Origin of the sequence: Paraburkholderia sp. JPY419, from assembly GCF_050435705.1 — a bacterium.
GTDB lineage: Bacteria > Pseudomonadota > Gammaproteobacteria > Burkholderiales > Burkholderiaceae > Paraburkholderia > Paraburkholderia youngii.
This window is the reverse complement of record NZ_JBNDKV010000001.1, coordinates 558557-580447: the sequence shown is the minus strand read 5'-3', so window position 1 is coordinate 580447 and position 21891 is coordinate 558557. Positions and strand designations below refer to the sequence as shown.

Here is a 21891-nt window from a genome sequence, read left to right as displayed (position 1 = left end):
GCCCGCGATGACGACCTCGACCGCCGCGACCGCCGCCACCGATCCCGTGCTCACCCGCGCGTGGAACGTGCTCGAAGCGGTACCCGACCCGGAGATCCCGGTGGTCTCGATCCGCGAGCTCGGCATCCTGCGCGAGGTGCGACGCGCCGCGGACGGCGCGCTCGAGGTCGTGATCACGCCGACCTACTCGGGCTGCCCGGCGATGTCGCAGATTGCCGAAGACATCGGCCGTGCGCTCGAGGCCGCGCAGCTCACGCCGTACCGCGTCGCCACCGTACTCGCGCCGGCTTGGACCACCGACTGGATCACCGCCGAGGCGCGCGAAAAACTGCGCGTCTACGGCATCGCGCCGCCCACGGGCAACTGCGGTTCAGCCGCGACGTCTGCGTCACAGGAGAAAGTGCTGCGCTTCGTGCCGCGCGCGCTGCCCGCCCCGTCCTGCCCGCGCTGCGGCTGCGCACACACCGAGCGGCTCGCGCAGTTCGGCTCGACCGCCTGCAAGGCCCTGTATCGCTGCCTCGACTGCCGCGAACCCTTCGACTACTTCAAACCGTACTGATATGGCCACCCCGCAATTCCATCCGCTGCGTATCCGCGAAGTACGTCCCGAAACCGCCGATGCGGTGTCGGTCGCCTTCGAAGTCCCGCCCGAACTGCGCGACCAGTACCGCTTCACGCAGGGCCAGTTCGTCACGCTGAAGACGCATATCGACGGTGAGGAAACGCGCCGTTCGTATTCGATCTGCGTGGGCGTCACCGACTATGACCGCGACGGCGAGTTGCGCATCGGCATCAAGCGCGTGCGCGGCGGGCGTTTCTCGAACTTCGCGTTCGACACGCTGCAGCCCGGCCACACGATCGACGTGATGACGCCGGACGGCCGCTTCTTCACGCACCTGAACGCCGAACAGGGCCAGCAGTACCTCGCGTTCTCGGGCGGCTCGGGCATCACGCCGGTGCTGGCGATCATCAAGACCACGCTCGAAGTCGAGCCGCGCAGCACCTTCACGCTGGTGTACGGCAACCGCAGCGTCGACCAGATCATGTTCGCCGAGGAGCTCGAGGACCTGAAGAACCGCTTCATGAACCGCTTCGTGCTGTATCACGTGCTGTCGGACGACCTGCAGGACGTCGAGCTGTTCAACGGCGTGCTCGACCAGCAGAAGTGCGCGGCGTTCCTCGAGCAGCTGCTGCCGGCCGACGCGATCGACGAGGCGTTCATCTGCGGCCCCGCGCCGATGATGGACGCGGCCGAGGCGGCCCTGAAGGCCGCCGGCGTGCCGCCCGCGAAGGTGCACGTCGAGCGTTTCGGCACGCCGCTGCCGCAGGCGGGGGTGCCGCCCGTCGAGATCACCGCGGACACCCCGGCGGCCGACCTCGAGATCGTGCTCGACGGCAAGCGGCGCAGGCTGCGCCTGCCGTATCAGGGCGTGAGCGTGCTCGACGTGGGGCTGCGCGCCGGTCTCGCGCTGCCGTATGCGTGCAAGGGCGGCGTGTGCTGCACGTGCCGCGCGAAGGTGCTCGAGGGCGAAGTGAAGATGGAAAAGAACTACACGCTCGAAGAACACGAGGTCCGCGACGGGTTCGTGCTGACGTGTCAGTGTCATCCGGTGAGCGAGAAGGTTGTCGTCAGTTACGACGAACGATAAGCGCAAGCGCATCACCCCCGTCTTCGATCAAAGTTCCATCTCATGTCTCATTCGCTGTTCAACGAGCACCGACGGTAGGTACGGCGTCACGTGCCGCCGCGCGAAGCCGCTCATGTCTGATCGCACCGCGCAACCCTGTTGCGGATGCAAAGCCTGAATCGTTCAATTTCTCTACCGGAAAACACCATGACCGAAGCCTTTATCTGTGATGCCATTCGCACTCCGTTCGGACGTTATGCAGGCGTACTGAAGGATGTTCGCGCGGACGACCTTGGCGCCGTGCCGATTCACGCGCTGATGCAGCGCAATCCGTCGGTGGACTGGCAGCAGGTCGCGGACGTCCTCTACGGATGCGCGAACCAGGCCGGCGAGGACAATCGCAACGTCGCCCGCATGTCCGCTTTGCTCGCGGGCTTGCCGATCGACGTCCCCGGCTCCACGATCAACCGCCTGTGCGGCTCGGGGATGGACGCGGTGGGCAGCGCCGCGCGCGCGATCCGCGCGGGCGATGGCGACCTTTACATTGCAGGCGGCGTCGAAAGCATGACGCGCGCACCTTTCGTGGTCGGCAAGTCGGCGACGGCATTCTCGCGCTCGGCCGAAATCCATGACACGACGATCGGCTGGCGCTTCGTCAATTCGCTGATGCGCAGCCAGTACGGCGTCGACTCGATGCCCGAAACGGCGGAAAACGTGGCCGACGACTTCGGCGTGGACCGCGACTCGCAAGACCGCTTTGCGCTGCGCAGCCAGCAACGCGCCGCGCGCGCTCAGGCGGACGGCACGCTGGCCCAGGAAATCACGCCGGTGCGCATTCCACAAAAGAAGGGCGAACCCCTCGTGGTCGATCGCGACGAACATCCGCGCGAGACCTCGCTCGAGGCGCTGGCGAAACTCAAAGGTGTGGTGCGCCCCAACGGCACGGTGACGGCGGGTAACGCTTCGGGTGTCAACGACGGCGCTTGCGCGCTGCTGATCGCAGGCGAAGAGGCAGCGAAGCGCAACCATCTGACGCCGCGTGCCCGCATCCTGGGCATGGCTACGGCGGGCGTCGAGCCGCGCATCATGGGCATCGGACCGGCACCGGCCACCGAGAAGCTGCTTGCGCGCCTCGGCATGACGCTCGACCAGTTCGACGTGATCGAGTTGAACGAAGCGTTCGCGTCGCAGGGTATCGCGGTGCTGCGCCGTCTCGGCGTCGCGCAAGACGATCCCCGCGTCAATCCGAACGGCGGTGCGATCGCGTTGGGCCATCCGCTCGGCGCTTCGGGTGCCCGGCTGGTCACGACGGCGACCTACGAACTCGAACGCCGCAACGCACGCTTCGCGCTTTGCACGATGTGCATCGGCGTTGGCCAGGGCATCGCGATTGCGATCGAGCGCGTTTGAGCGGAGCCACCAGCATGTCGAACGTATTGAAGACTTCCACGATCGTTGGCATCGTCGGCGCGGGCGCGATGGGTGCGGGTATCGCCCAGGTGGCCGCGCTCGCCGGACACCGGGTCGCCCTGTTCGATCTCGATGCCGCTACGGTCGCAAAGGCCATCAAGGGCATCGCCGCGAATCTCGCGAGGCTCGTCGACAAAGGCCGCCTCGACGCGACGGCTGCCGCTCAAGCGAACGGAAGGCTGTTTGCGGTCGACCAGCTGGCCGCGATGCGCGATGCGGGGCTCGTCATCGAAGCCGTCGCCGAACGGCTGGAAGTGAAGCGCAAGATTTTTGCCGAGCTCGAAGAGCACGTGGACGACGCCTGCATTCTCGCGACCAACACTTCGTCGATTTCCGTCACGGCGATCGGTGCGACGCTGAAGATTCCGTCGCGCCTCGTGGGCATGCACTTCTTCAATCCTGCGCCCGTGATGGCGCTGGTCGAAGTGGTCAGCGGCCTCGCCACATCGCCGGACGTCGCGACCTGCGTGTACGAGACGGCCGCCGCGTGGGGCAAGACGCCCGTCTACGCGCGCTCGACGCCCGGCTTCATCGTGAACCGCGTGGCACGTCCGTTTTACGCCGAAGGTCTGCGGCTTCTGAACGAGCAGGCAGCGAGTGCCGCGTCGATCGACGAGGTGATCCGCGAGGCGGGTGGCTTCCGGATGGGACCGTTCGAGCTGATGGACCTGATCGGACACGACGTCAATTGCGCGGTCACCGAGTCGGTGTTTCGTGCGTATTTCAACGATCCCCGGTTCACGCCGTCGTTGATTCAGCAGGAGCTGGTCAATGCGGGTTTTCTGGGCCGCAAATCGGGACGTGGATTCTACGAATATGGTCCGAACGCCGCGCGCCCGAGCCCGCGGCTTGCGCCACCCGCGGATTCTCCGCGGCTCGTCAAACTGTTCCGGCAGCCCGGCGTGACCGCGCGGCTTCAACAAAGGCTGCTGGATGCCGGGCTCGTTACCGCGACGATGCCAGAAACCGAACGCGTCGACGGTGTGGTCGCGCAAATCGACGACGCGCTGCTGCGACTGACCGACGGGCGCACGGCAACTCAATGCGCTCACGACATGGATCACGACAGCGTGGTGCTCGTCGACCTCGCACTCGACTACGCCGGCTGCAGCACGGTCGCGCTCGCGCGTGCGCGGCAATGCAGTGATTCGGCCTATGCGGCCGTCGTCGGCGCGATGCAGGCGGCCGGCTATTCGGTCGTGCCGATGGCCGATGTGGCCGGCATGATCGTGATGCGGACCGTCGCGATGCTGGTGAACGAAGCGGCCGATGCAGTCAATCAGGACGTGTGCACGGCTGCGGATCTCGACCTGGCGATGGAAAAAGGCGTCAACTATCCATTGGGCCCGCTGAAGTGGGCGGATAACGCGGGCGTCGCTCTGTTCTCTACGGTACTGAGCAATCTCTGCACCCATTACGGTGAAGACCGGTACCGCATTTCACCGCTACTAGCCGCACTTTCATGGTCGCGTGCGTCATGGCATGCCCGCGCTGCCATCGACAGCGCAGCCTGACTCGAATCAATCCAATTCCAGTATTCCGGAGACTCCCATGGTCCGACGCACCCCTCAATCCGACGAACTCGAACCGATCGAACGCGCCAGCCGCGACGAGCTGCAGGCTCTGCAACTGACTCGCCTCAAATGGTCGGTACGCCATGCCTACGACAACGTGGCGCATTACCGCAAGGCGTTCGATGCCGCTGGCGTGCATCCGGACGATCTGCAGGAACTCTCCGATCTGGCCAGGTTTCCGACCATGACGAAGAAGGACCTGCGCGACAACTACCCGTTCGGTCTTTTCGCCGTACCGCGCGACCAGGTGGTGCGTGTGCATGCATCGAGCGGGACCACGGGCAAGCCGACGGTCGTGGGCTACACCGCACGCGACATCGATACCTGGGCCGACATCGTCGCGCGTTCGATCCGCGCCGCCGGCGGCCGTCGCGGCGACACGCTGCACAACGCGTTCGGCTATGGCCTGTTCACGGGCGGGCTGGGCATTCACTACGGTGCGGAGCGGCTCGGCTGCATGGTGGTGCCGATGTCCGGCGGCCAGACGGAAAAGCAGGTTCAGCTGATCCGCGACTTCGAACCGTCGATCATTCTGGTCACGCCGTCGTACATGCTTAGCCTGATCGACGAGATGACGCGCCAAGGGATGAATCCGGCCGAATCGTCGCTGAAGGTGGGTGTCTTCGGCGGCGAGCCCTGGACCCAAGCCATGCGTAGCGAAATCGAAACGCGGGCAGGAATCGACGCGGTCGACATTTACGGCCTCTCGGAAGTGATGGGCCCCGGCGTCGCGGCGGAGTGCATCGAAAGCAAGGACGGTCCGGTGATCTGGGAAGACCACTTCTACCCGGAAATCATCGATCCCGTTACCGGTGAGGTGCTGCCGGATGGAAGCGAAGGCGAACTGGTCTTTACTTCGCTGACGAAGGAAGCCATGCCGGTCATCCGCTATCGCACGCGCGATCTGACCTCGCTGTTGCCCCCGACTTCCCGCGCGATGCGCCGGCTCGCGAAGATCACCGGACGCTCGGACGACATGCTGATCATCCGGGGCGTCAACGTGTTTCCGAGCCAGATCGAAGAGCTGATTCTCGCGATTCCCAAGCTGAGCGCGCAATATCAATTGACGGTCAAACGCGACGGGCATCTGGATTCTCTGGCGGTGTGCGTCGAAGCGCGGCCGGAGCTCGGCGAGTCGTTGAGCGACCACGATCGGACAGCGCTCGCGCGCGAACTGCAGCATCGCATCAAGACGATGGTCGGCGTCTCGACGACGGTCTCGGTCGCGCTTGCCGGACATATTCCAATGACCGGCACCGGCAAGGCGAAACGCGTCGTCGATCTGCGGGGCGCGAACCTGTAAGCATCGATCAGAGGCGCTGCGCGCGGGGACTCGCGCAACGCCAGCTCTGCCCGTTCACGTGGCCGCGCGAGGCTGAGTTAGCCAGCGATGCCGCCCTTTTGCACCGCTTTGCTTTTCGGCCGCTTCTCCGCCAGACGGACAGAGTCCTTCGCCGGTTTAGCCTCGCGCTTGCGGCCCGCTGCCCGTGTCGCTTCCCGGAACGACGCGGCACGCGCTTCGCCTAGCGCAATCAGCGCATCGGTGAGCTGCGCCATATGCGTTTCCATCGATCTGTTGTCGCCAGATTGAAAGGAGACGAAAGCGCCGTCGAAGCCGAGCATGCCGAAATACGCCAGTTCGTCGGCGACCGCTGACGCCGCGGCGTCGCCTTCAGCGCTGAACGCGCTGCGGATCATCTCGCGCATATAGTCGCGGCCTTCGTTGCGCACCTCGATCACCGTTTGGATCGCCTCCGGCTCCGCGGCCTCGTTGCTCATCACCATGACGACCAACAGGCGCAGGAAGTTCTCGCGGTGCTGGAACACCTCCCCCGTCTTCTTCAGATACCAGCCCAGACGCTCGCGCGACGTGCCGCCTTCGGGCGGATTCCGGTGAGCTTCACGCATCGCGGCGAAGAAGCCCCGCGCGCCTTGCGCCATCACCTCCGCCAACAGCCCTGCCTTGGAGCCGAAATGATGATAGATCGCGCTCTTCGGGATTCCGGTTGCTTCGACCAGCGCCGACATCGAGGTGCCGGTGTAGCCATAGGCCGACATCACGCGGGCGGCCGCGTCGAGGATTTCCTGGCGCGATCTCTGGCCGCGTCGATTGCCAATTTGCTGTGTGCTTTCCATTCTAAAAGTATACCGCTTCGCCCCCTTTTCTACCGTATTGGACCGATCGGTTCATTACTGGTTTGCCCTGGCTGTTCGCGATTGGACCGATCGGTACACTAATTCCGACTGTGGGAATGAGCTAGGCCAGCGTCCGGATCGGGCGTTGTTCCTCATCGCCCGATCCGGACACGAGCACGCACCGGAGAGTGCTTCGCACCATTTCCGGGCCAATGGCCCGTCATCAGAACTTGAACATAAGGAGAGCTATGCACAGCGTGTCGACACTGGGGTATATGGTCCTTGGCGTAAGCGACCTGGCGGCATGGGAGGGGTTCGCCGTCAACGTACTGGGTTTGCAGGTGGGCAGGCGCGTCGCCGGCGAATCGCTCGGCCTGCGTATGGATGATTACGAGCAGCGCTTCCTGTTGGTCAAGAGCGAGCTCGACGACTTCCTCGCCGCCGGCTGGGAATTCGAAACGGATGCGCAGCTCGACGCGTTCGTCGATCATGCGCGTGCCCGCGGAGCCGGGATCGTCGAGGCGGATCGTGAAATCGCCGAGCAGCGCCGCGTAGCCCGCCTGTTCGTGTGCCACGATCCCGACGGCATCAGCCACGAGTTCTATAGCTGCGCGTACCGCGCTCACACACGCGACGCATTCCGCTCCTCGGTACTGCGCGGATCATTCAGCACAGGACGCCTGGGTGCTGGCCACTTCGTCACGGTGCCCAAGCAGAGTGCGCGCGCCAAGGCGTTTTGCCAGGACGTGCTCGGCCTCAAGCTCAGCGACTCCATCACTGGTGAAGCCGCACCGGGCGTGAACCTCGACGTCACGTTCTTTCACGCTCGCAGCGGACGTCACCACTCGATGGCGGTCGCGGAAGTGCCGTTCCCGGTCCCCAAACGTATCCACCACATCATGGTCGAGTGCACCGACGCCAACGACGTCGGCCTCGCCTACGACCGCTGCAAGCAGGCCGGCGTGCCGATCCTGATGGAACTGGGCCATCACCCCAACGACCAGATGTTTTCGTTCTACATGATCTCGCCGTCCGGTTTCGCGATCGAATTCGGCGCGGGCGGCATCGTGGTGAACGACGACACATGGGAAATCAAGCGCTACTCCGAACTCAGCGACTGGGGACACAAACTGAATCCGCCGCCCGGCGCGCCCGCCCCCAACGCGCATTGAATCCCGACTCATTACATAGCTTGACTGCAAGACCATATTCCTGGAGCCACAGTATGACCTTGACCGAAGCCAGCACCAGCAAGTTCGTGACGATCAACGAACCTGGTCTCGAGAACTTCACCATCCATTTCAACGACGCCGGCCACGGCCCTGCCGTCGCCATGCTGCACGGCGGCGGGCCCGGCGCAAGCGGCTGGAGCAACTACTACCGCAATGTCGACGCGCTCGTGAACGCGGGATTTCGAGTGCTGCTCATCGACAGCCCCGGATTCAACAAATCAGGCGAGATCGTCAGCGACGTGCCCCGCAACCTGCTGAACGCGCGCGCGACCAAAGGGGTGCTCGATGCGCTTGGCATCGCCAACGTGCATCTGGTCGGCAACTCGATGGGCGGAGCATCCGCATTGAGCTTCGCGCTGGAGTATCCGGAACGCCTCGATCGCATGGTGTTGATGGGACCTGGCGCTCAGGGTCCGAGCATCCTCCAGCCTCAGCCGGGCGAAGGCATCAAACGCATGTTCAAGCTGTATGCAGAACCCACCTATGAGAACTTCGAGGCCATGCTCGAAGTGTTCGTGTACTGGCCTGGCGCAATCACCGAGGAGTTGCGTCGCGGACGCTGGAACAACATCGAGTCGAACCTGAACCACCTGAAGAACTTCATCGCGAGTTCGAAGCTTTGCCCCGTGACCACATGGGACCTGTCCGCACGCTTTCCGCAAATCGCTCACAAGACGCTGATCACGTGGGGCCGCGACGACCGCTTCGTGCCTCTCGATCACGGCCTGCGCATGATCAATACCTTGCAGGATGCGCGACTCCATATCCTGCCGCAGTGCGGCCACTGGGCTCAGTGGGAACACGCCGACGAGTTCAACCGCCTCGTCATCGACTTCCTGAATAACTAAAAAACGGGCGACGGCGGCGGTCGCCGTCATCGCGCTGGCCTTTACGCTGCGAATACGCGCATCCCGCTGCCACGTTGAACATCCAGAATATCTAGTGGAGACAAGATATGACCAATGAGTACGACGCCGAGGTCGCCATCGTCGGCTATGGGCCGACCGGCGTGATCGCCGCGCTGACCCTGGCGAAACACGGCATTTCCACCATCGCGTTCGAGCAACACAAAGACATTTACCAGCGTGCGCGCGCAGTCACCGTCAACGACTGGACGATGCGCATCTTCCAGAACCTCGGCGTCGACGAACCGGTGCTGAAGCAGATCGATCCGCAACGCGCGCTACGCTGGATGCGCTATGACGGCACCGAGATTTTGCGCATCGAGCACCCGCCTTCGACACTCGGCGTCAAGCCGCGCTTTTTCAACATCTATCAACCGACGATGGAGTCCACACTGCGCGAATGCGCGGCGAAGCACGCCGAATACATCGACGTGCACTACGGCTTCGAAGTCGTGTCGCTGGAGCAGGATGAAACCGGCGTCACGGTGACCGCAAGGGACCTCGGGACTGGCGAAACGAAACAGACCCGCGTGCGCTACGTGATCGGCTGCGATGGCGGCAGCAGTGCGACGCGCGGCAAGCTCGGCGTCAAGCTGCTGGGCGATACGCTCGACGTGCAGTGGATCGTGATCGACTGCCGCGTCAAGCGCTGGTGGCCGGACCGCAACCTGCTGACGTTCTGGTCCGACAAGGAACGGCCGGTGGTGGACATCGCGCTGTCTGGCGGCAACCACCGCTGGGAACTTCCGCTGAAGCCTACCGAGTCGGAAGCCGACTTCGCGACGAACGAGGACGTCTGGCCGCTGCTTAAAGCACTTGGTGTCACCGAGGACGACGTCGAAATCCACCAGTATGCGTTCTATCGCCACCATACGCGGATGGCTGACAAGTGGCGTGTCGGGCGCGTGTTTCTCGCGGGCGACGCGGCGCATCTGATGCCGCCCTGGGCAGGCGCGGGCATGCAAACCGGCATGCGCGACGCGTTCGATCTGGGCTGGAAGCTCGCCGGCGTGCTCAAGGGCACGCTGCCCGAGCAGTTGCTCGACACCTATGAAGCGGAACGTCGGCCCAATGCGGCGTTCTACACCGGCCTTGCCGTGCAACTCGGCCGCATCATCAAACAGGAACTCTCCGAAGAAGAGCAGGCCGCGCTCAATGCACCGCCTCCGCCGGACGCGCCGGAGCAGCCGCTCATCGCGCCGCCAGTGCTGGAAGCCGGCTGGCTGCGCGGTCCGCTCGCTCACGACAGCATCGTGGGCCGCATGGTCCCGCAACCCGTCGTGGGCGATAACCGCGGGGTGATGGCACGGCTGGACGACCTGCTCGGCGATGGCTTCGTGCTGCTCGGCGACGACGTCGATCCCGCCACGCTGCTCACGCCCGATGAAAAAGCGGCGTGGGACCAGCTCGGCGCCCGCTACATCGCGCTGCGCCAACAGGATCAGCACACGAAGGGCTGCGACGAATTCGTCGACCTCGACGGCGTACTGCGCCCATGGTTGCGCAAGTACGGTGCGCGCGCAGTCGCACTGCGCCCCGATCGCTTCGTCGCCTCCGCCGACGTCAGCGGTCTTGCGGTACCTGCCTGACACGTCTCAAACCAGGGAGAAACATGAACATGCATGACGCCAACGTCGTCAACGCGCTGGCCTCGCGCCTGCGCAATGCTGAAGCGATGCGCCAGACCATCTCGCCCGTACGCGGCGACATCGCTGCGGGCGGCATCCCGCTCGACGACGTCGCCACCGCCTACGCAGTGCAGCAGGCGAACGTCGATCTGCGCGTCGCGAACGGCGAGCGCATCGTCGGCCGCAAGATCGGTCTGACGTCCGTTGCCGTGCAGAAGCAGCTTGGCGTCGATCAGCCCGACTTCGGCGCGCTGTTCGCCGGCATGTCCTACGGCGACAGCGAACCGATGCCGCTGTCGAAACTGATCCAGCCGAAGGTCGAAGCCGAAATCGCGCTGGTGCTCGAACACGACCTCACGCACGACAAGCACACGTTCGTCGACATCCTGCGCGCCAGTGCGTACGCATTGGCCGCGATCGAGGTTGTCGACAGCCGCATCGAAAACTGGGACATCCGCTTCGTCGATACGGTCGCGGACAACGCGTCGAGCGCGCTGTTCGTGCTCGGCAGCCGGCCGGTGCCGCTGTCGCGGATCGACCTCGCCGCGTGCGCGATGACGCTGTCGCGCGACGGCGAAGTGCTCTCGCGCGGCAGCGGCGTGGCCTGCCTCGGCAATCCGCTGAACGCCGCCGTGTGGCTCGCGGATCGCATGGTCCAGCTCGGCACGCCGCTGCGCGCCGGCGACGTCGTGCTGACCGGCGCGCTCGGCCCGATGGTCGCCGTCAAGGAGCCGGGCACTTACTGCGCGCAGATCGAAGGCCTCGGCAGCGTGCGTGCCACGTTTATCGCTTGAATCAGGACTTTATATGGCTTCCGAAAAACTGAACGTCGCGATCATCGGCTCGGGCAACATCGGCACGGATCTGATGATCAAGATCATGCGCAACAGCCGGCATCTGCAGATGGCGGCGATGGTCGGCATCGATCCGAACTCCGACGGCCTCGCGCGCGCCGCGCGGCTTGGCGTCGCGACCACGCATGAAGGCGTCGAAGGTCTGACGCGTCTGCCCGTGTTCAATGACATCGACTTCGTGTTCGACGCGACCTCGGCCGGCGCACACGTGAAGAACGACGCGCTGTTGCGAAAGCTTAAACCTTCGATTCGCGTGATCGATCTGACGCCGGCCGCGATCGGGCCGTACTGCGTGCCGGTCGTCAATCTCGACGCGCATATCGGCGCGCCCAACGTGAACATGGTGACCTGCGGCGGACAAGCGACCATTCCGATGGTCGCGGCCGTGTCGCGCGTGGCGAAGGTGCATTACGCGGAGATCGTCGCGTCGATCAGCAGCAAGTCGGCCGGTCCCGGCACGCGCGCGAATATCGATGAATTCACCGAGACCACGTCGAAGGCGATCGAAGCGGTCGGCGGCGCAGTGAAGGGCAAGGCGATCATCGTGCTCAATCCGGCCGAGCCGCCGGTGATGATGCGCGATACCGTCTATACGCTGTCGGAGATGGCCGACCTCGACAAGGTCGAAGCGTCGATCGAGCAGATGGCCGCCGCGGTGCAGGCGTACGTGCCCGGCTATCGCCTGAAGCAGAAGGTGCAGTTCGACGAAATTCCCGCTAACGCGCCACTCAACATTCCGGGCCTCGGCCGCTTCAGCGGCCTGAAGACGTCGGTCTTCATCGAGGTCGAAGGCGCCGCGCACTACCTTCCCGCCTATGCCGGCAATCTCGACATCATGACTTCGGCCGCGCTCGCGACCGCCGAGCGCATGGCGCAGGCGCTCGTGCAGGCATCAGAGGCATAAGAGGCTTAAGGAGACTTCCCGCATGGACAAGAAACTGTATATCTCCGACGTGACGCTGCGCGACGGCAGCCACGCGATACGTCACCAGTACTCGATCCAGAACGTGCAGGACATCGCGCGCGCATTGGACCGCGCGAAAGTGGACAGCATCGAAGTCGCGCACGGCGACGGCCTGCAAGGTTCGAGCTTCAACTACGGCTTCGGCGCGCATAGCGACCTGGAATGGATCGAAGCGGTCGCGGATGTCGTCGAGCACGCGCAGATCGCGACGCTGCTGCTGCCCGGCATCGGCACGATTCACGACCTGAAGGCTGCGTACAACGCGGGCGCGCGCGTGGTGCGCGTGGCGACCCACTGCACGGAAGCGGACATTTCGAAGCAGCACATCGAATACGCGCGCGAACTCGGCATGGACACCGTCGGCTTCCTGATGATGAGCCACATGACTACGCCGGAGAACCTCGCCATCGAAGCGAAGAAGATGGAGAGCTACGGCGCGACCTGCATTTACGTGGTCGATTCGGGCGGCGCGCTGACGATGAACGATGTGCGCGACCGCTTCCACGCGGTGAAGGCCGTGCTGAAACCCGAAACGCAGACGGGTATGCACGCGCACCACAACCTGTCGCTCGGCGTGGCGAATTCGATCGTCGCGGTCGAAGAAGGCTGCGACCGCATCGACGCATCGCTCGCGGGCATGGGCGCGGGCGCGGGCAACGCGCCGCTGGAAGTGTTCATCGCGGCAGCGGAGCGTATGGGCTGGAATCACGGCACCGACCTCTACACGCTGATGGACGCCGCCGACGACATCGTGCGTCCGCTGCAGGACCGGCCGGTGCGCGTGGACCGCGAAACGCTCGCGCTCGGCTATGCGGGCGTGTATTCGAGCTTCCTGCGTCATTCGGAAGTGGCCGCGAAGAAGTACGGTCTGAAGACCGTCGACATTCTGGTCGAGCTGGGCAAGCGCCGCATGGTCGGCGGCCAGGAAGACATGATCGTCGATGTCGCGCTCGACTTGAAGCAGGCACGCCAGGCTTGAAGCGCGCGGACTAGCAGCCTCATTGAAGCCGCACAAAAGATCGATCAAGTAAACTATCTGGAGACTGGAATGAAAAAACATTCCATTGCAATTCTTTTTGGATTCCTGCCTGTCGGATACGCGTTCGCCCAGAGCAACGTCACGCTGTACGGCCTGATTGACGGGGGCGTCTCCTATGTGACGAACCAGGGGGGGCATTCGGTCACGAAGTTTGACGACGGCATCTATACGCCGAACCTGTTCGGCTTGCAGGGCGCCGAAGATATCGGCGGTGGAAACAAGGTCATTTTCAAGTTGGAGAACCAGTTTCAGCTCGGTACGGGCGCGACGGTGCAGCCTGGCATCTTCGGGCGGAATGCTTACGTCGGTCTGGATAGTGCCAGCTTCGGCAAGCTGACTTTCGGCAATGTCTTCGATTTCATGACGACGTCGCTGACAGAGACGGGCAATGCTCCTGCCGTGTTCACTGGCGGCTTGTACAACTTCGCGGCCGGCCCGTTCCAGAAACTGAACATTCCGCAAAACCCAACCGGCTGGTTCGACTGGAGCCGCATGAGCGGCATCCCGGCGGCCAATTCGATCAAGTATCAATCACCGGTGTTTGCGGGCTTGTCCGCTGGGGCAATGTATTCGCTCGGCGGAGTGGCTGGTTCGTTCGGGTCGAATTCATCCATGAGCTTCGGGTTGAATTACGGTGCCGGTCCGTTCGGAGTCGGGGCCGCCTACACGAAAGCGAAATATCCCGGCTCCAGCAACGGCTCGCCGCAGATTCCAATCACGAACTGGGGTTTCGGCGCTCACTATGTAATCGGACCCCTCTACACGGTCGCGAACATTACGAGCGTGCGCAACTCGTTCAACGGCGCCGCGGCCTTTGCCGCACAAGTCGGCGCCAGTTGGCAGATCACTCCCGCGTGGTCGTTCGGCGGGAACTATATGTACCTGAAAGGTAACGAGGAACTCAACAACAACCACGCGCATCAGCTTGGTGCAACGCTGAACTATTCGCTCTCCAAGCGGAGCATGGTTTATGCGGAGGGCGTTTATCAGAAGGCGAGCGCAGGTTCGCAGGCTGCCATCAACGGCATCATGGGTCCCAACGGATCGTCTAGCACGACGTCGCAAGCCATTGCACGAGTTGGCCTTCGCACCGCGTTCTGATATCCGGCTGTTCTGGGCTGGACGTGGCGATCAGCAACGCTTGCGGGCGGTGACTCCGCAGCGTCGTAACCGCTTTCAACTCGATGCTGCTCGCCACACTGCACGACGCCTGCTACTACGCCGACGATTACTCTGCCAGTTTCAAACGCATTGCCGATTGAATCAGGACGGGTAATTCATAGGTGTCTGATCACACTGCCGGCCAGCTTGCGCAGTTCGTCGAACTGCGTGGCGAGTTCGAGGCACAGCATGAACGCCAGCGATGCTGACGGTCCCGGGTAACGCTCCATCCAACGCAGCGCCGGAGTAGCGTAGCGCACGCGAATCGCATCTCGCGTCATTAAATAGGTAATTCCGGCGCCGATGAGCGCGCCCACCAGCAAGTCGGACGGATAGTGAAAGCCGAGATAGGCGCGCGGCACGCAAATGACCAGCACCGCATAGATAAGCACCAGCACACCGATGGCCCGCCACACGAGGAAGATGCCAGTCGCGATCGCCATCCATAGCATTGCGTGATCGCTTGGGAAGGAACTCCATGTCGACAACTGTGCGTCGTCGATGACGTGACCCGCGAAGCGCAGATGCAACTCGCTGCTAAAGACGGGACGCACTCGGAACGGTAACCAGTGAGTCAGCAGCCTCCCGGCGAAGAGCGCCAGGAGGCCGCCGAGAAGCGTTGCGAGCACCATTTCCCGCCGCCATTCGCGGCGATCGCCACGCTGAAACCACATCCACCACAGCAACGGTATGAGAACGAGCCCTTTGAACGTGTAGAGGTCCGCAATGACCTCTATGGTTTGGGTCGTGAGATTCCCGAAGTGGACGTTGGATAGATATGTTTCGATAGATGAATCGATGCTGTTCATTGTCTTGTAAGAATATCGAGCTGGTCCCATCGGAAATCAGCACGGTCCATTGGATGTGCCACATTTCACGACGCTTACTTTCACCGACAACTTCTACTGCACAATTTCATCGCAAACTTATGAGGATGGTCTACTACCTGGAGAGATCAAGGAACAACGATAGTCTGCTCGATGCAACCCGTCGTATGATGCCTGGTAGAGACCGTATAACGCTCATGCGTCGTGGTGGCCTGCCGTCAAGATTCGAGCTCAGCGGGGGCGCAATTCATAGAGCCGATGTTCCGGCAAAGTTGCAACCAGTTGCCAACCATCAAGCGTCTCGGGTAGACGCCGGTACGGGTCGAGCACCGCAAGATAGACCGTCGTGAACCGGCTTTGAAGATCCGGGAAACGATCCAGCAGTTCAGTCGACCAGGCGCGCAACATCTCGCCATCTGCCAAGACATTCTGTTTCCGGGTGGAGCTGTCGTCCTGGAACTCCCTCAATGCTACGTTCTCGCTCCGGTAAAGCACGGGTTGCTGCCCCGGTTTGAGATACAAATCCGGCACCAGAACGCCATTCACCGTTGCGAGCGCCACCACCTTGTCCAGATATGGATTCCAGCGGTGGGGGTCTTTCCATGGAGACCGGTCGGCGGTGTCCTGCTTGTACTGGAACAACACGGAACCGGCCTTCAGCGAAGCGAACGTATTGCGGTAAGCCTGAATGACAGGCCTGTCGCCACGCCAGTCTTCAGTCACAGTCACGATCCGGAAAACAAAGACAAGCGTGAGCGCGACTGCGCCGATACGTTGAAAACGTGGCGCCACCGAGGGCCGTATGCCGACCAACGCAGTCAGCAAAAACGCGAAGCTGATCGCACATCGCTCGATCACACCGTAGGAAGCAAATGCGTCAAACGGTGCGAGTAGGACTACCAGTGGAAGTGAAAACACGGTTATCCGGAACTCTGGCTCGCACGTCCACCATTTCAGAACGAGACCAATGGCCACGAACAGGCTCAAACCCGCCACGATCGCCACATCGCCCGCACGATTGCCCACCGAGAAGACATCGATGCAGAAAGCGAGCTTCGAAAGTACGTGAATAAGGCCGAAGTGAGTTGACCCGTGAAGGCCACCGGTGGTGCTGCGGACCAACAGTGCAAGAGGAAGCAGCAACGGAACGACGCTCGCGGCCGCGTGGCGAGCAATTGATTGACTCGAGATCTTCCCCTCGCGAAGAAGACAGCCAAGTTCCCACGTGCCTACGACCAGGGCGAAAACGGCGAGTGGAAACAGATGGCAAAAATAAATGACAAGGGCACTGCAGCAAGAGACCACGATCCGCGCGAGGGTGGCTCTGCGCAACGCCACATGCGCGGCGATCGCCCAAAAGGAAATGCCAAGACCGAACAGAAAGTTATCGTAGCCGCGGATGAGTATCCAGTTATAGAGTAGCAGGAAGCTGACGAGCGGCAACCATGACCAGCGACCATTGGCAACACGGCTCAACACCAGGCAGCCCGACGTCAATAGCCCGAGTTCAGCGAGGGTAAATAGCCAGGCGGCCCATTCTACCGGTATGAGCTTCGTGAACCACGGGAGGGTCAAGTCCATGGCAAGGTCAGGCACGGCATCCCAATGAACCACAAAGTTTCTCGCATACGAAGCCGGATGAGAAAGGATATCGACCCTGACGATATTGTAAAAGTGTTGCCCAAGAGGCGGATATAGCGTGACGAGGAATGGCACCGACGCAACCACGGTCGCAACAAGCCACACACCCCATAGACGCACTAGCGAAATGCCAGTGTTCATCCGGTCGCTGACAGTCATCGAAACCTCGGAAGGTTGATTTGGAATTTGGAACCCTCCACGCAAGGTATTCTCGAATTGTTCTGTTCACCGAAATTTACGTTTCTCAAGGAAGCTGTCGCGCAGCTCTATTCGAGGACGCTTTCGGCCTCATAGTGCTATATGTCATTTTTTTTACAAGCATACGCGCGCGCCAACGTAGCCATTTGTACGTCACCTCACACAAAGGTGAGGACATTCCTTCGGGTCTCGCTGACGAAGGCACCCGTGAGGTTCCTGGACAGACGCAGCGCAGATGGAATGAAGCGATAAAGCAGACGAAATCGCTTTGTTACGATGAACGGCCCGGCGTCGATACCGGCTAAGTAGATGCTCAAGGAAAGCACCGAGGACCGGCCGCATCGCGCGAGGGTCGCTTGCCGACATGCAGAGGAAGAACTGGCGCCGTGCCCATTCGTCCGTCAGCCGAATGGCCTCTAACCCGTAACGCGATAGATAAGCGTCCGCAATCAGGCAACACGGAGTTGAATCCGGTGTGCCCAAAGACGTGCTCGAAGAGACCTACATGAACTATCAACCGCAGACGCGTCGCGTATCGGGAATGAGGGAGAGGGCGCCCCCAACCGTGGCGGCGCCCTCTCCATACAGCTCAGCACGTCAACGGCAACGCGCTAACAGCCTTACGCCGACGAACCAGTAGAAGCCGCCCGCTCCGCTCGCCGCCGATAGAGCCCAAGCGTCGCCCCAAGCCCGCACAGCGCGGCGAAACTGAGCCAATAGCCGGGCGCGGCCTTGTCGTGTGTGGTTTCGATCAGGAAGGTCGACACGGCCGGCGTGAAGCCGCCGAACAGCGCCGTCGCGAGACTGAACGCCAGCGAAAAACCCGCGACGCGCACCTCCGCCGGCATGACCTCGGTGAGCGCGGCGACCATCGCGCCGTTATACATGCCGAAGAAGAACGAGAACCACAGCAGCACGCTCAGCATGCGGCCGAAGCTCGGCGCCGCGGCGAGCCACGACAGCGCCGGATACGCGGTGAAGATCGCCAGCACGGCAATGGCGAGCAGAATCGGCTTGCGGCCGATCCGGTCCGACAGCGCGCCGCCGATCGGCAGCCAGATGAAGTTCGACACGCCCACCAGCAACGTCACCGTCAGGCTATCCGATGTCGACAGTTTGAGAACGGATTTGCCGAAGGTTGGCGTGTAGACGGTGATCAGATAGAACGTGGTCGTCGTCATCGCGGTGAGCAGCATGCCCGCGATCACCGTGCGCCAGTTGCTGAGCAGCATCGCGAAGATTTCGCGCGTCTGCGGATGATGCCGGCGCGCCTCGAACGCGGCGGTTTCCTGCAGCGAGCGGCGCAGCATGAACAGGAACGGCACGATCGCGCAGCCGATGAAGAACGGAATGCGCCAGCCCCACGCGCCGATCTGCTGCGCGCTCATCCAGTGATTCAATCCGTAGCCGAGCGCCGCCGCCATCACGATCGCGACCTGCTGGCTGGCCGACTGCCAGCTCGTGTAGAAGCCCCTTGCGCCGGGCGTGGCCATTTCCGCGAGATACACCGACACGCCGCCCAACTCCGCGCCCGCCGAGAAGCCCTGCAACAGCCGCCCGAGCAGAACGAGCGCGGGCGCGAGCAGGCCGATGGTCGCGTAACCGGGCACGCACGCGATCAGGATCGTGCCGCTCGCCATGATCGACAGCGTGACGATCAGGCCGGTACGCCGCCCCACCTTGTCGATATAGGCGCCGAGAAAGATCGCGCCCAACGGACGCATCAGAAAGCCCGCGCCGAACACGGCGAAGGTCAGCATCAGCGACGCGAACTCGCTCGACGCCGGAAAGAAAATCTTCGAGATCGACGTGGCGTAGAAGCCGAACAAAAAGAAGTCAAACTGCTCGAGGAAGTTGCCGCTCGTCACGCGCAGTACGGCCGCGGCTTTGGACGAGCGCGCCCCGACCGGCGTGCCGGCTAGTGGTTCGGTAGCGTTCATGAATATGTCCCCTGTTGTTATGCCAATATGCGGCGCCTGTCGCGCCTAGTCCGAGCCGAGACCCAAGGTATTGGGCTGGCGCTTTTCGATAGACGATTTGAGCAGCGCCGCCGAGCGGAAAATGCCGTGCGCGAACTTGCCGTACGGAAGCGTCGCGAACAAGGCGATCACGATGCCAAGATGCACCGCCAGCAGCCACGGCATCGCCGCCGTTTCGCGCAAAGCCATCAGCCCGAGGCCCGACGCGCTGGTGAGCAACAGCAGCGCGATGAACGCACGGTCCATCGGACGCTGACGCGCATCGCCCTGCTCCGGACGGCGCTTCAGATTGAGCCACAGCAGCCCCAAGGGCCCGACGATCAGGCCGATCCCGCCCGCCGTTCCCAGCAATACCGGCACGCTGAAGAACGGATATGGCGCTTCCTCGCCGAGCAGGTAGTGATAGAGCGTCGCCACCACCGTTGCCGCGAAACACAGCATGAACCCGTAGAACGTGAAGTGGTGAAAGCGCCGCCGCGCGAGCGTGAAGGCATCGTTCGATTCGTTGCAGCCGTCGCCATGGCCGCCGTCGAGATACTTGAGCGTCAGCGCGTTTTTCGCCGCTTCCGTCACGGCTGGCGTGCTCGCGTTCGCGGTTCCCGGCGACACGTCGCGCCAGAAGCGCGTCACGCCGATGCCGAGCGCCACGATCGCGAACAGGAAGACCGCGCCGAACATCGCCGCCAGCAGATTGTGCGGGAAGATCGCGTAGAAGTTCGCGGGCGCGACGTTACCGCTCAATCCGCCATGCAGTGCGGTGCCGAGCAGCAGAAACAGCGCGAGCCCCGCCGCCAGCGCGACCGACAGCGTCACGCCATTGCGCTTGTACAAGCCGCCCAGCGCCTTGGGCCACGCGTATTCGGTGTAGGTTTCGAGGCGCACTTGCGCCATCGCCTTCGGCACGTTGACCGCGAATTCGTGCGGCGGCGCGTACTGGCATGCGTGATAGCAGGCGCCGCAGTTATGGCACAGATTGGCCAGATAGTTGACGTCGGCCTTGCCGAATTCGAGGCGCCGCGTCATCGCCGGGAACACCGCGCAGAAGCCTTCGCAATAGCGGCACGCGTTGCAGATCTGCATCTGGCGCGCCACTTCGCCTTCGCTTGCGGTCATCGGCACGATCGGAATCACGCGCGAGCCGCCGCGCGTGCGTTCAATGTCTTGCTTCGATTCGAACGCCGCGGCGCGCGTGCGTTCGGACGCGAGCGTGTCAGTTGGCTGCACAGGAAACCTCCGTAGTCTGCAGTGCGGCGCGCGCGGCCTGAGTGCCGGCAATGCGCCCGAACGCCGTGCCGATCGACATGCCGACACCCGCTGTATAGCCCTTGCCGAGCACGTTGCCCGCCATCATCTCGCCCGCGACGAACAGGTTCTCGCTCGCCTCGCCGCCGAAGTGCACCTGCGCGCGGTCGTTGGTCTTCAGCCCGAGATACGTGAACGTGATGCCGGGACGCAATGCGTAGCCGTAGAACGGCGGCGTGTCGATGGGGCGGGCCCAGTGCGTCTTGGGCGGTGTGACGCCTTCCGTGTGGCAGTCGTCGAGCGAGGTGTGATCGAAGGTGCCGACCCGGCATGACTCGTTGTAACGCGACAGCGTCTCCACGAAGCGTGCTTCCGGCAGCTTCAGTTGGCGCGCGAGTTCGGGCAGCGTGTCGGCCTTCACGCCGGGAAACACCGGCGGCATGAAGCGGCCGATCGCCTTCGAATCGATGATCGAGTAGCCGATCTGTCCCGGCTGATGCGCAACGAGGCGTCCCCAGATCGCATAGCGTTTCGGCCAGAAGTCCTCGCCTTCGTCGTAGAAGCGCTCGGCCTCGCGATTGACGACCACGCCCAGCGACACGCAGTCGATGCGCGTGCAGATGCCGCCGTCATAGAGCGGCGCGCGCGCATCGATGGCCACGCAGTGCGACTGCGACGGATCGCCGATCATGTCCGCGCCGGCATCCATCATGTGGCGGATCAGCACGCCCTTGTTGAAACGCGTGCCGCGGATCAGGAAGTTGTCGGCGGGCCATTCGCCGCGCTCGTTTTGCCCCCAGGCCTCGCGCAGCCATTCGCGGTTCGATTCGAAGCCGCCCGCCGCCAGCACGCAGGCGCGCGCCTCGAAGCGCTGGCTGCCACTCCTGGCCGCGACGAAACGGCCGCCGTCCAGTTCCAGCGAATCGACCGGCGTGTCATAGCGAATCTCGACGCCCAGCGCCTCGGCACTGCGGTAATACGCATTCACGAGCGCCTTGCCGCCACCCATGAAAAACGCGTTGGTGCGCGCCACATGCAGCGCGCCCGACAGCGGCGGCTGAAAGTGCACGCCGTGCTTTTGCATCCAGGGCCGGCACGACGACGACGCGCGAATCGTCAGGCGCGCGAGATGCTCATTCGTGATGCCGCCGGTGACCTTCAGCAGGTCTTGCCAGAATTCTTCTTCCGGATAGGCATCGACGAGCACGTCCTGCGGCGCGTCGTGCATGCAGCGCAAATTGCGGGTGTGTTGGGAATTGCCGCCGCGCCATTCGCGCGGCGCCGATTCGAGGAGCAGAACCGACGCGCCGGCTTCGCGCGCCATCAATGCCGCGCAGAGCGCCGCATTGCCTCCTCCGATTACGAGTACGTCGACCATCTTGTGGGCCTCCTTTCGGACGCACTCTAAAGGTC

General features: G+C 63.0%; 18 protein-coding genes. 12 read left to right on the top strand and 6 right to left on the bottom strand.

Annotation, left to right across the window (positions count from 1 at the left end):
* The first annotated feature begins 7 nt into the window (after window positions 1-7).
* From paaD to paaK, 5 genes are all read left to right on the top strand, one after another.
* Entirely contained in the window at window positions 8-559 is a 552-nt protein-coding gene (paaD, locus tag QFZ91_RS02705; protein WP_429566158.1) for a 1,2-phenylacetyl-CoA epoxidase subunit PaaD, read from the top strand.
* A gap of 1 nt (window position 560) precedes the next feature.
* Window positions 561-1649: a 1,2-phenylacetyl-CoA epoxidase subunit PaaE gene (gene paaE, locus QFZ91_RS02700; RefSeq protein WP_368594380.1), complete on the top strand. Its 1089-nt coding sequence runs from the start codon at window positions 561-563 to the stop codon at window positions 1647-1649.
* 186 nt (window positions 1650-1835) lie between these two features.
* The gene (gene pcaF, locus QFZ91_RS02695) at window positions 1836-3038 is read left to right on the top strand and encodes a 3-oxoadipyl-CoA thiolase (RefSeq protein ID WP_429566157.1); all 1203 of its coding nucleotides are present in this window, start codon (window positions 1836-1838) and stop codon (window positions 3036-3038) included.
* A 14-nt stretch (window positions 3039-3052) separates the two neighbouring features.
* A complete protein-coding gene (locus tag QFZ91_RS02690) occupies window positions 3053-4612 on the top strand; it encodes a 3-hydroxyacyl-CoA dehydrogenase (protein WP_429566156.1) in 1560 nt (519 codons plus the stop codon).
* A 37-nt stretch (window positions 4613-4649) separates the two neighbouring features.
* Window positions 4650-5975 carry a phenylacetate--CoA ligase PaaK gene (gene paaK, locus QFZ91_RS02685; RefSeq protein WP_429566155.1) on the top strand — a complete coding sequence of 442 codons (1326 nt, stop codon included), beginning with the start codon at window positions 4650-4652 and terminating at the stop codon, window positions 5973-5975.
* A gap of 77 nt (window positions 5976-6052) precedes the next feature.
* On the opposite strand, the gene QFZ91_RS02680 is transcribed toward paaK, so the two are convergent.
* A complete protein-coding gene (locus QFZ91_RS02680; RefSeq protein WP_429566154.1) occupies window positions 6053-6808 on the bottom strand; it encodes a TetR/AcrR family transcriptional regulator in 756 nt (251 codons plus the stop codon).
* 248 nt (window positions 6809-7056) lie between these two features.
* Here QFZ91_RS02680 and QFZ91_RS02675 point away from each other — a divergent pair, with 248 nt between their 5' ends.
* The 7 genes from QFZ91_RS02675 (at window position 7057) to QFZ91_RS02645 (ending at window position 14531) form a co-directional block, all read left to right on the top strand.
* A complete protein-coding gene (locus QFZ91_RS02675) occupies window positions 7057-7980 on the top strand; it encodes a VOC family protein (RefSeq protein ID WP_429566153.1) in 924 nt (307 codons plus the stop codon).
* 53 nt (window positions 7981-8033) lie between these two features.
* Window positions 8034-8888 carry a 2-hydroxy-6-oxo-6-phenylhexa-2,4-dienoate hydrolase gene (bphD, locus tag QFZ91_RS02670; protein WP_176111910.1) on the top strand — a complete coding sequence of 285 codons (855 nt, stop codon included), beginning with the start codon at window positions 8034-8036 and terminating at the stop codon, window positions 8886-8888.
* A gap of 107 nt (window positions 8889-8995) precedes the next feature.
* Window positions 8996-10534 (top strand): bifunctional 3-(3-hydroxy-phenyl)propionate/3-hydroxycinnamic acid hydroxylase, encoded by a 1539-nt coding sequence (locus QFZ91_RS02665; protein ID WP_429566152.1) that lies wholly within the window; start codon window positions 8996-8998, stop codon window positions 10532-10534.
* 29 nt (window positions 10535-10563) lie between these two features.
* On the top strand, window positions 10564-11367 hold the full coding sequence (mhpD, locus tag QFZ91_RS02660) for a 2-keto-4-pentenoate hydratase (protein WP_429566637.1): 804 nt from the start codon (window positions 10564-10566) through the stop codon (window positions 11365-11367).
* A gap of 13 nt (window positions 11368-11380) precedes the next feature.
* Window positions 11381-12331 (top strand): acetaldehyde dehydrogenase (acetylating), encoded by a 951-nt coding sequence (locus QFZ91_RS02655; protein ID WP_429566151.1) that lies wholly within the window; start codon window positions 11381-11383, stop codon window positions 12329-12331.
* A 22-nt stretch (window positions 12332-12353) separates the two neighbouring features.
* A complete protein-coding gene (dmpG, locus tag QFZ91_RS02650; protein ID WP_429566150.1) occupies window positions 12354-13370 on the top strand; it encodes a 4-hydroxy-2-oxovalerate aldolase in 1017 nt (338 codons plus the stop codon).
* Between the two features lie 69 nt (window positions 13371-13439).
* The gene (locus QFZ91_RS02645) at window positions 13440-14531 is read left to right on the top strand and encodes a porin (protein WP_429566149.1); all 1092 of its coding nucleotides are present in this window, start codon (window positions 13440-13442) and stop codon (window positions 14529-14531) included.
* A 176-nt stretch (window positions 14532-14707) separates the two neighbouring features.
* On the opposite strand, the gene QFZ91_RS02640 is transcribed toward QFZ91_RS02645, so the two are convergent.
* The 5 genes from QFZ91_RS02640 to tcuA all read right to left on the bottom strand — a co-directional run bounded on the left by QFZ91_RS02640 (window position 14708) and on the right by tcuA (window position 21856).
* The gene (locus tag QFZ91_RS02640) at window positions 14708-15400 is read right to left on the bottom strand and encodes a phosphatase PAP2 family protein (protein WP_176383384.1); all 693 of its coding nucleotides are present in this window, start codon (window positions 15398-15400) and stop codon (window positions 14708-14710) included.
* A gap of 249 nt (window positions 15401-15649) precedes the next feature.
* A complete protein-coding gene (locus QFZ91_RS02635) occupies window positions 15650-17218 on the bottom strand; it encodes a hypothetical protein (protein ID WP_176383381.1) in 1569 nt (522 codons plus the stop codon).
* Window positions 17219-17877: 659 nt separating this feature from the next.
* A complete protein-coding gene (locus tag QFZ91_RS02630) occupies window positions 17878-19197 on the bottom strand; it encodes an MFS transporter (protein WP_429566148.1) in 1320 nt (439 codons plus the stop codon).
* Between the two features lie 45 nt (window positions 19198-19242).
* On the bottom strand, window positions 19243-20460 hold the full coding sequence (gene tcuB, locus QFZ91_RS02625) for a tricarballylate utilization 4Fe-4S protein TcuB (protein ID WP_429566147.1): 1218 nt from the start codon (window positions 20458-20460) through the stop codon (window positions 19243-19245).
* Window positions 20447-21856, bottom strand: a complete 1410-nt coding sequence (gene tcuA, locus QFZ91_RS02620) for an FAD-dependent tricarballylate dehydrogenase TcuA (RefSeq protein WP_429566146.1) — start codon at window positions 21854-21856, stop codon at window positions 20447-20449. Before tcuA ends, tcuB begins: the two co-directional genes overlap by 14 nt.
* Window positions 21857-21891: the final 35 nt, after the last annotated feature.

What these genes read in the sequence shown, in the direction of transcription:
- paaD (WP_429566158.1), top strand. Translation starts at nt 8, where the DNA reads ATGACGACCTCGACCGCCGCGACCGCCGCCACCGATCCCGTGCTCACC.
- paaE (WP_368594380.1), top strand. Translation starts at nt 561, where the DNA reads ATGGCCACCCCGCAATTCCATCCGCTGCGTATCCGCGAAGTACGTCCC.
- pcaF (WP_429566157.1), top strand. Translation starts at nt 1,836, where the DNA reads ATGACCGAAGCCTTTATCTGTGATGCCATTCGCACTCCGTTCGGACGT.
- QFZ91_RS02690 (WP_429566156.1), top strand. Translation starts at nt 3,053, where the DNA reads ATGTCGAACGTATTGAAGACTTCCACGATCGTTGGCATCGTCGGCGCG.
- paaK (WP_429566155.1), top strand. Translation starts at nt 4,650, where the DNA reads ATGGTCCGACGCACCCCTCAATCCGACGAACTCGAACCGATCGAACGC.
- QFZ91_RS02680 (WP_429566154.1), bottom strand. Translation starts at nt 6,808, where the DNA reads ATGGAAAGCACACAGCAAATTGGCAATCGACGCGGCCAGAGATCGCGC.
- QFZ91_RS02675 (WP_429566153.1), top strand. Translation starts at nt 7,057, where the DNA reads ATGCACAGCGTGTCGACACTGGGGTATATGGTCCTTGGCGTAAGCGAC.
- bphD (WP_176111910.1), top strand. Translation starts at nt 8,034, where the DNA reads ATGACCTTGACCGAAGCCAGCACCAGCAAGTTCGTGACGATCAACGAA.
- QFZ91_RS02665 (WP_429566152.1), top strand. Translation starts at nt 8,996, where the DNA reads ATGACCAATGAGTACGACGCCGAGGTCGCCATCGTCGGCTATGGGCCG.
- mhpD (WP_429566637.1), top strand. Translation starts at nt 10,564, where the DNA reads ATGCATGACGCCAACGTCGTCAACGCGCTGGCCTCGCGCCTGCGCAAT.
- QFZ91_RS02655 (WP_429566151.1), top strand. Translation starts at nt 11,381, where the DNA reads ATGGCTTCCGAAAAACTGAACGTCGCGATCATCGGCTCGGGCAACATC.
- dmpG (WP_429566150.1), top strand. Translation starts at nt 12,354, where the DNA reads ATGGACAAGAAACTGTATATCTCCGACGTGACGCTGCGCGACGGCAGC.
- QFZ91_RS02645 (WP_429566149.1), top strand. Translation starts at nt 13,440, where the DNA reads ATGAAAAAACATTCCATTGCAATTCTTTTTGGATTCCTGCCTGTCGGA.
- QFZ91_RS02640 (WP_176383384.1), bottom strand. Translation starts at nt 15,400, where the DNA reads ATGAACAGCATCGATTCATCTATCGAAACATATCTATCCAACGTCCAC.
- QFZ91_RS02635 (WP_176383381.1), bottom strand. Translation starts at nt 17,218, where the DNA reads ATGACTGTCAGCGACCGGATGAACACTGGCATTTCGCTAGTGCGTCTA.
- QFZ91_RS02630 (WP_429566148.1), bottom strand. Translation starts at nt 19,197, where the DNA reads ATGAACGCTACCGAACCACTAGCCGGCACGCCGGTCGGGGCGCGCTCG.
- tcuA (WP_429566146.1), bottom strand. Translation starts at nt 21,856, where the DNA reads ATGGTCGACGTACTCGTAATCGGAGGAGGCAATGCGGCGCTCTGCGCG.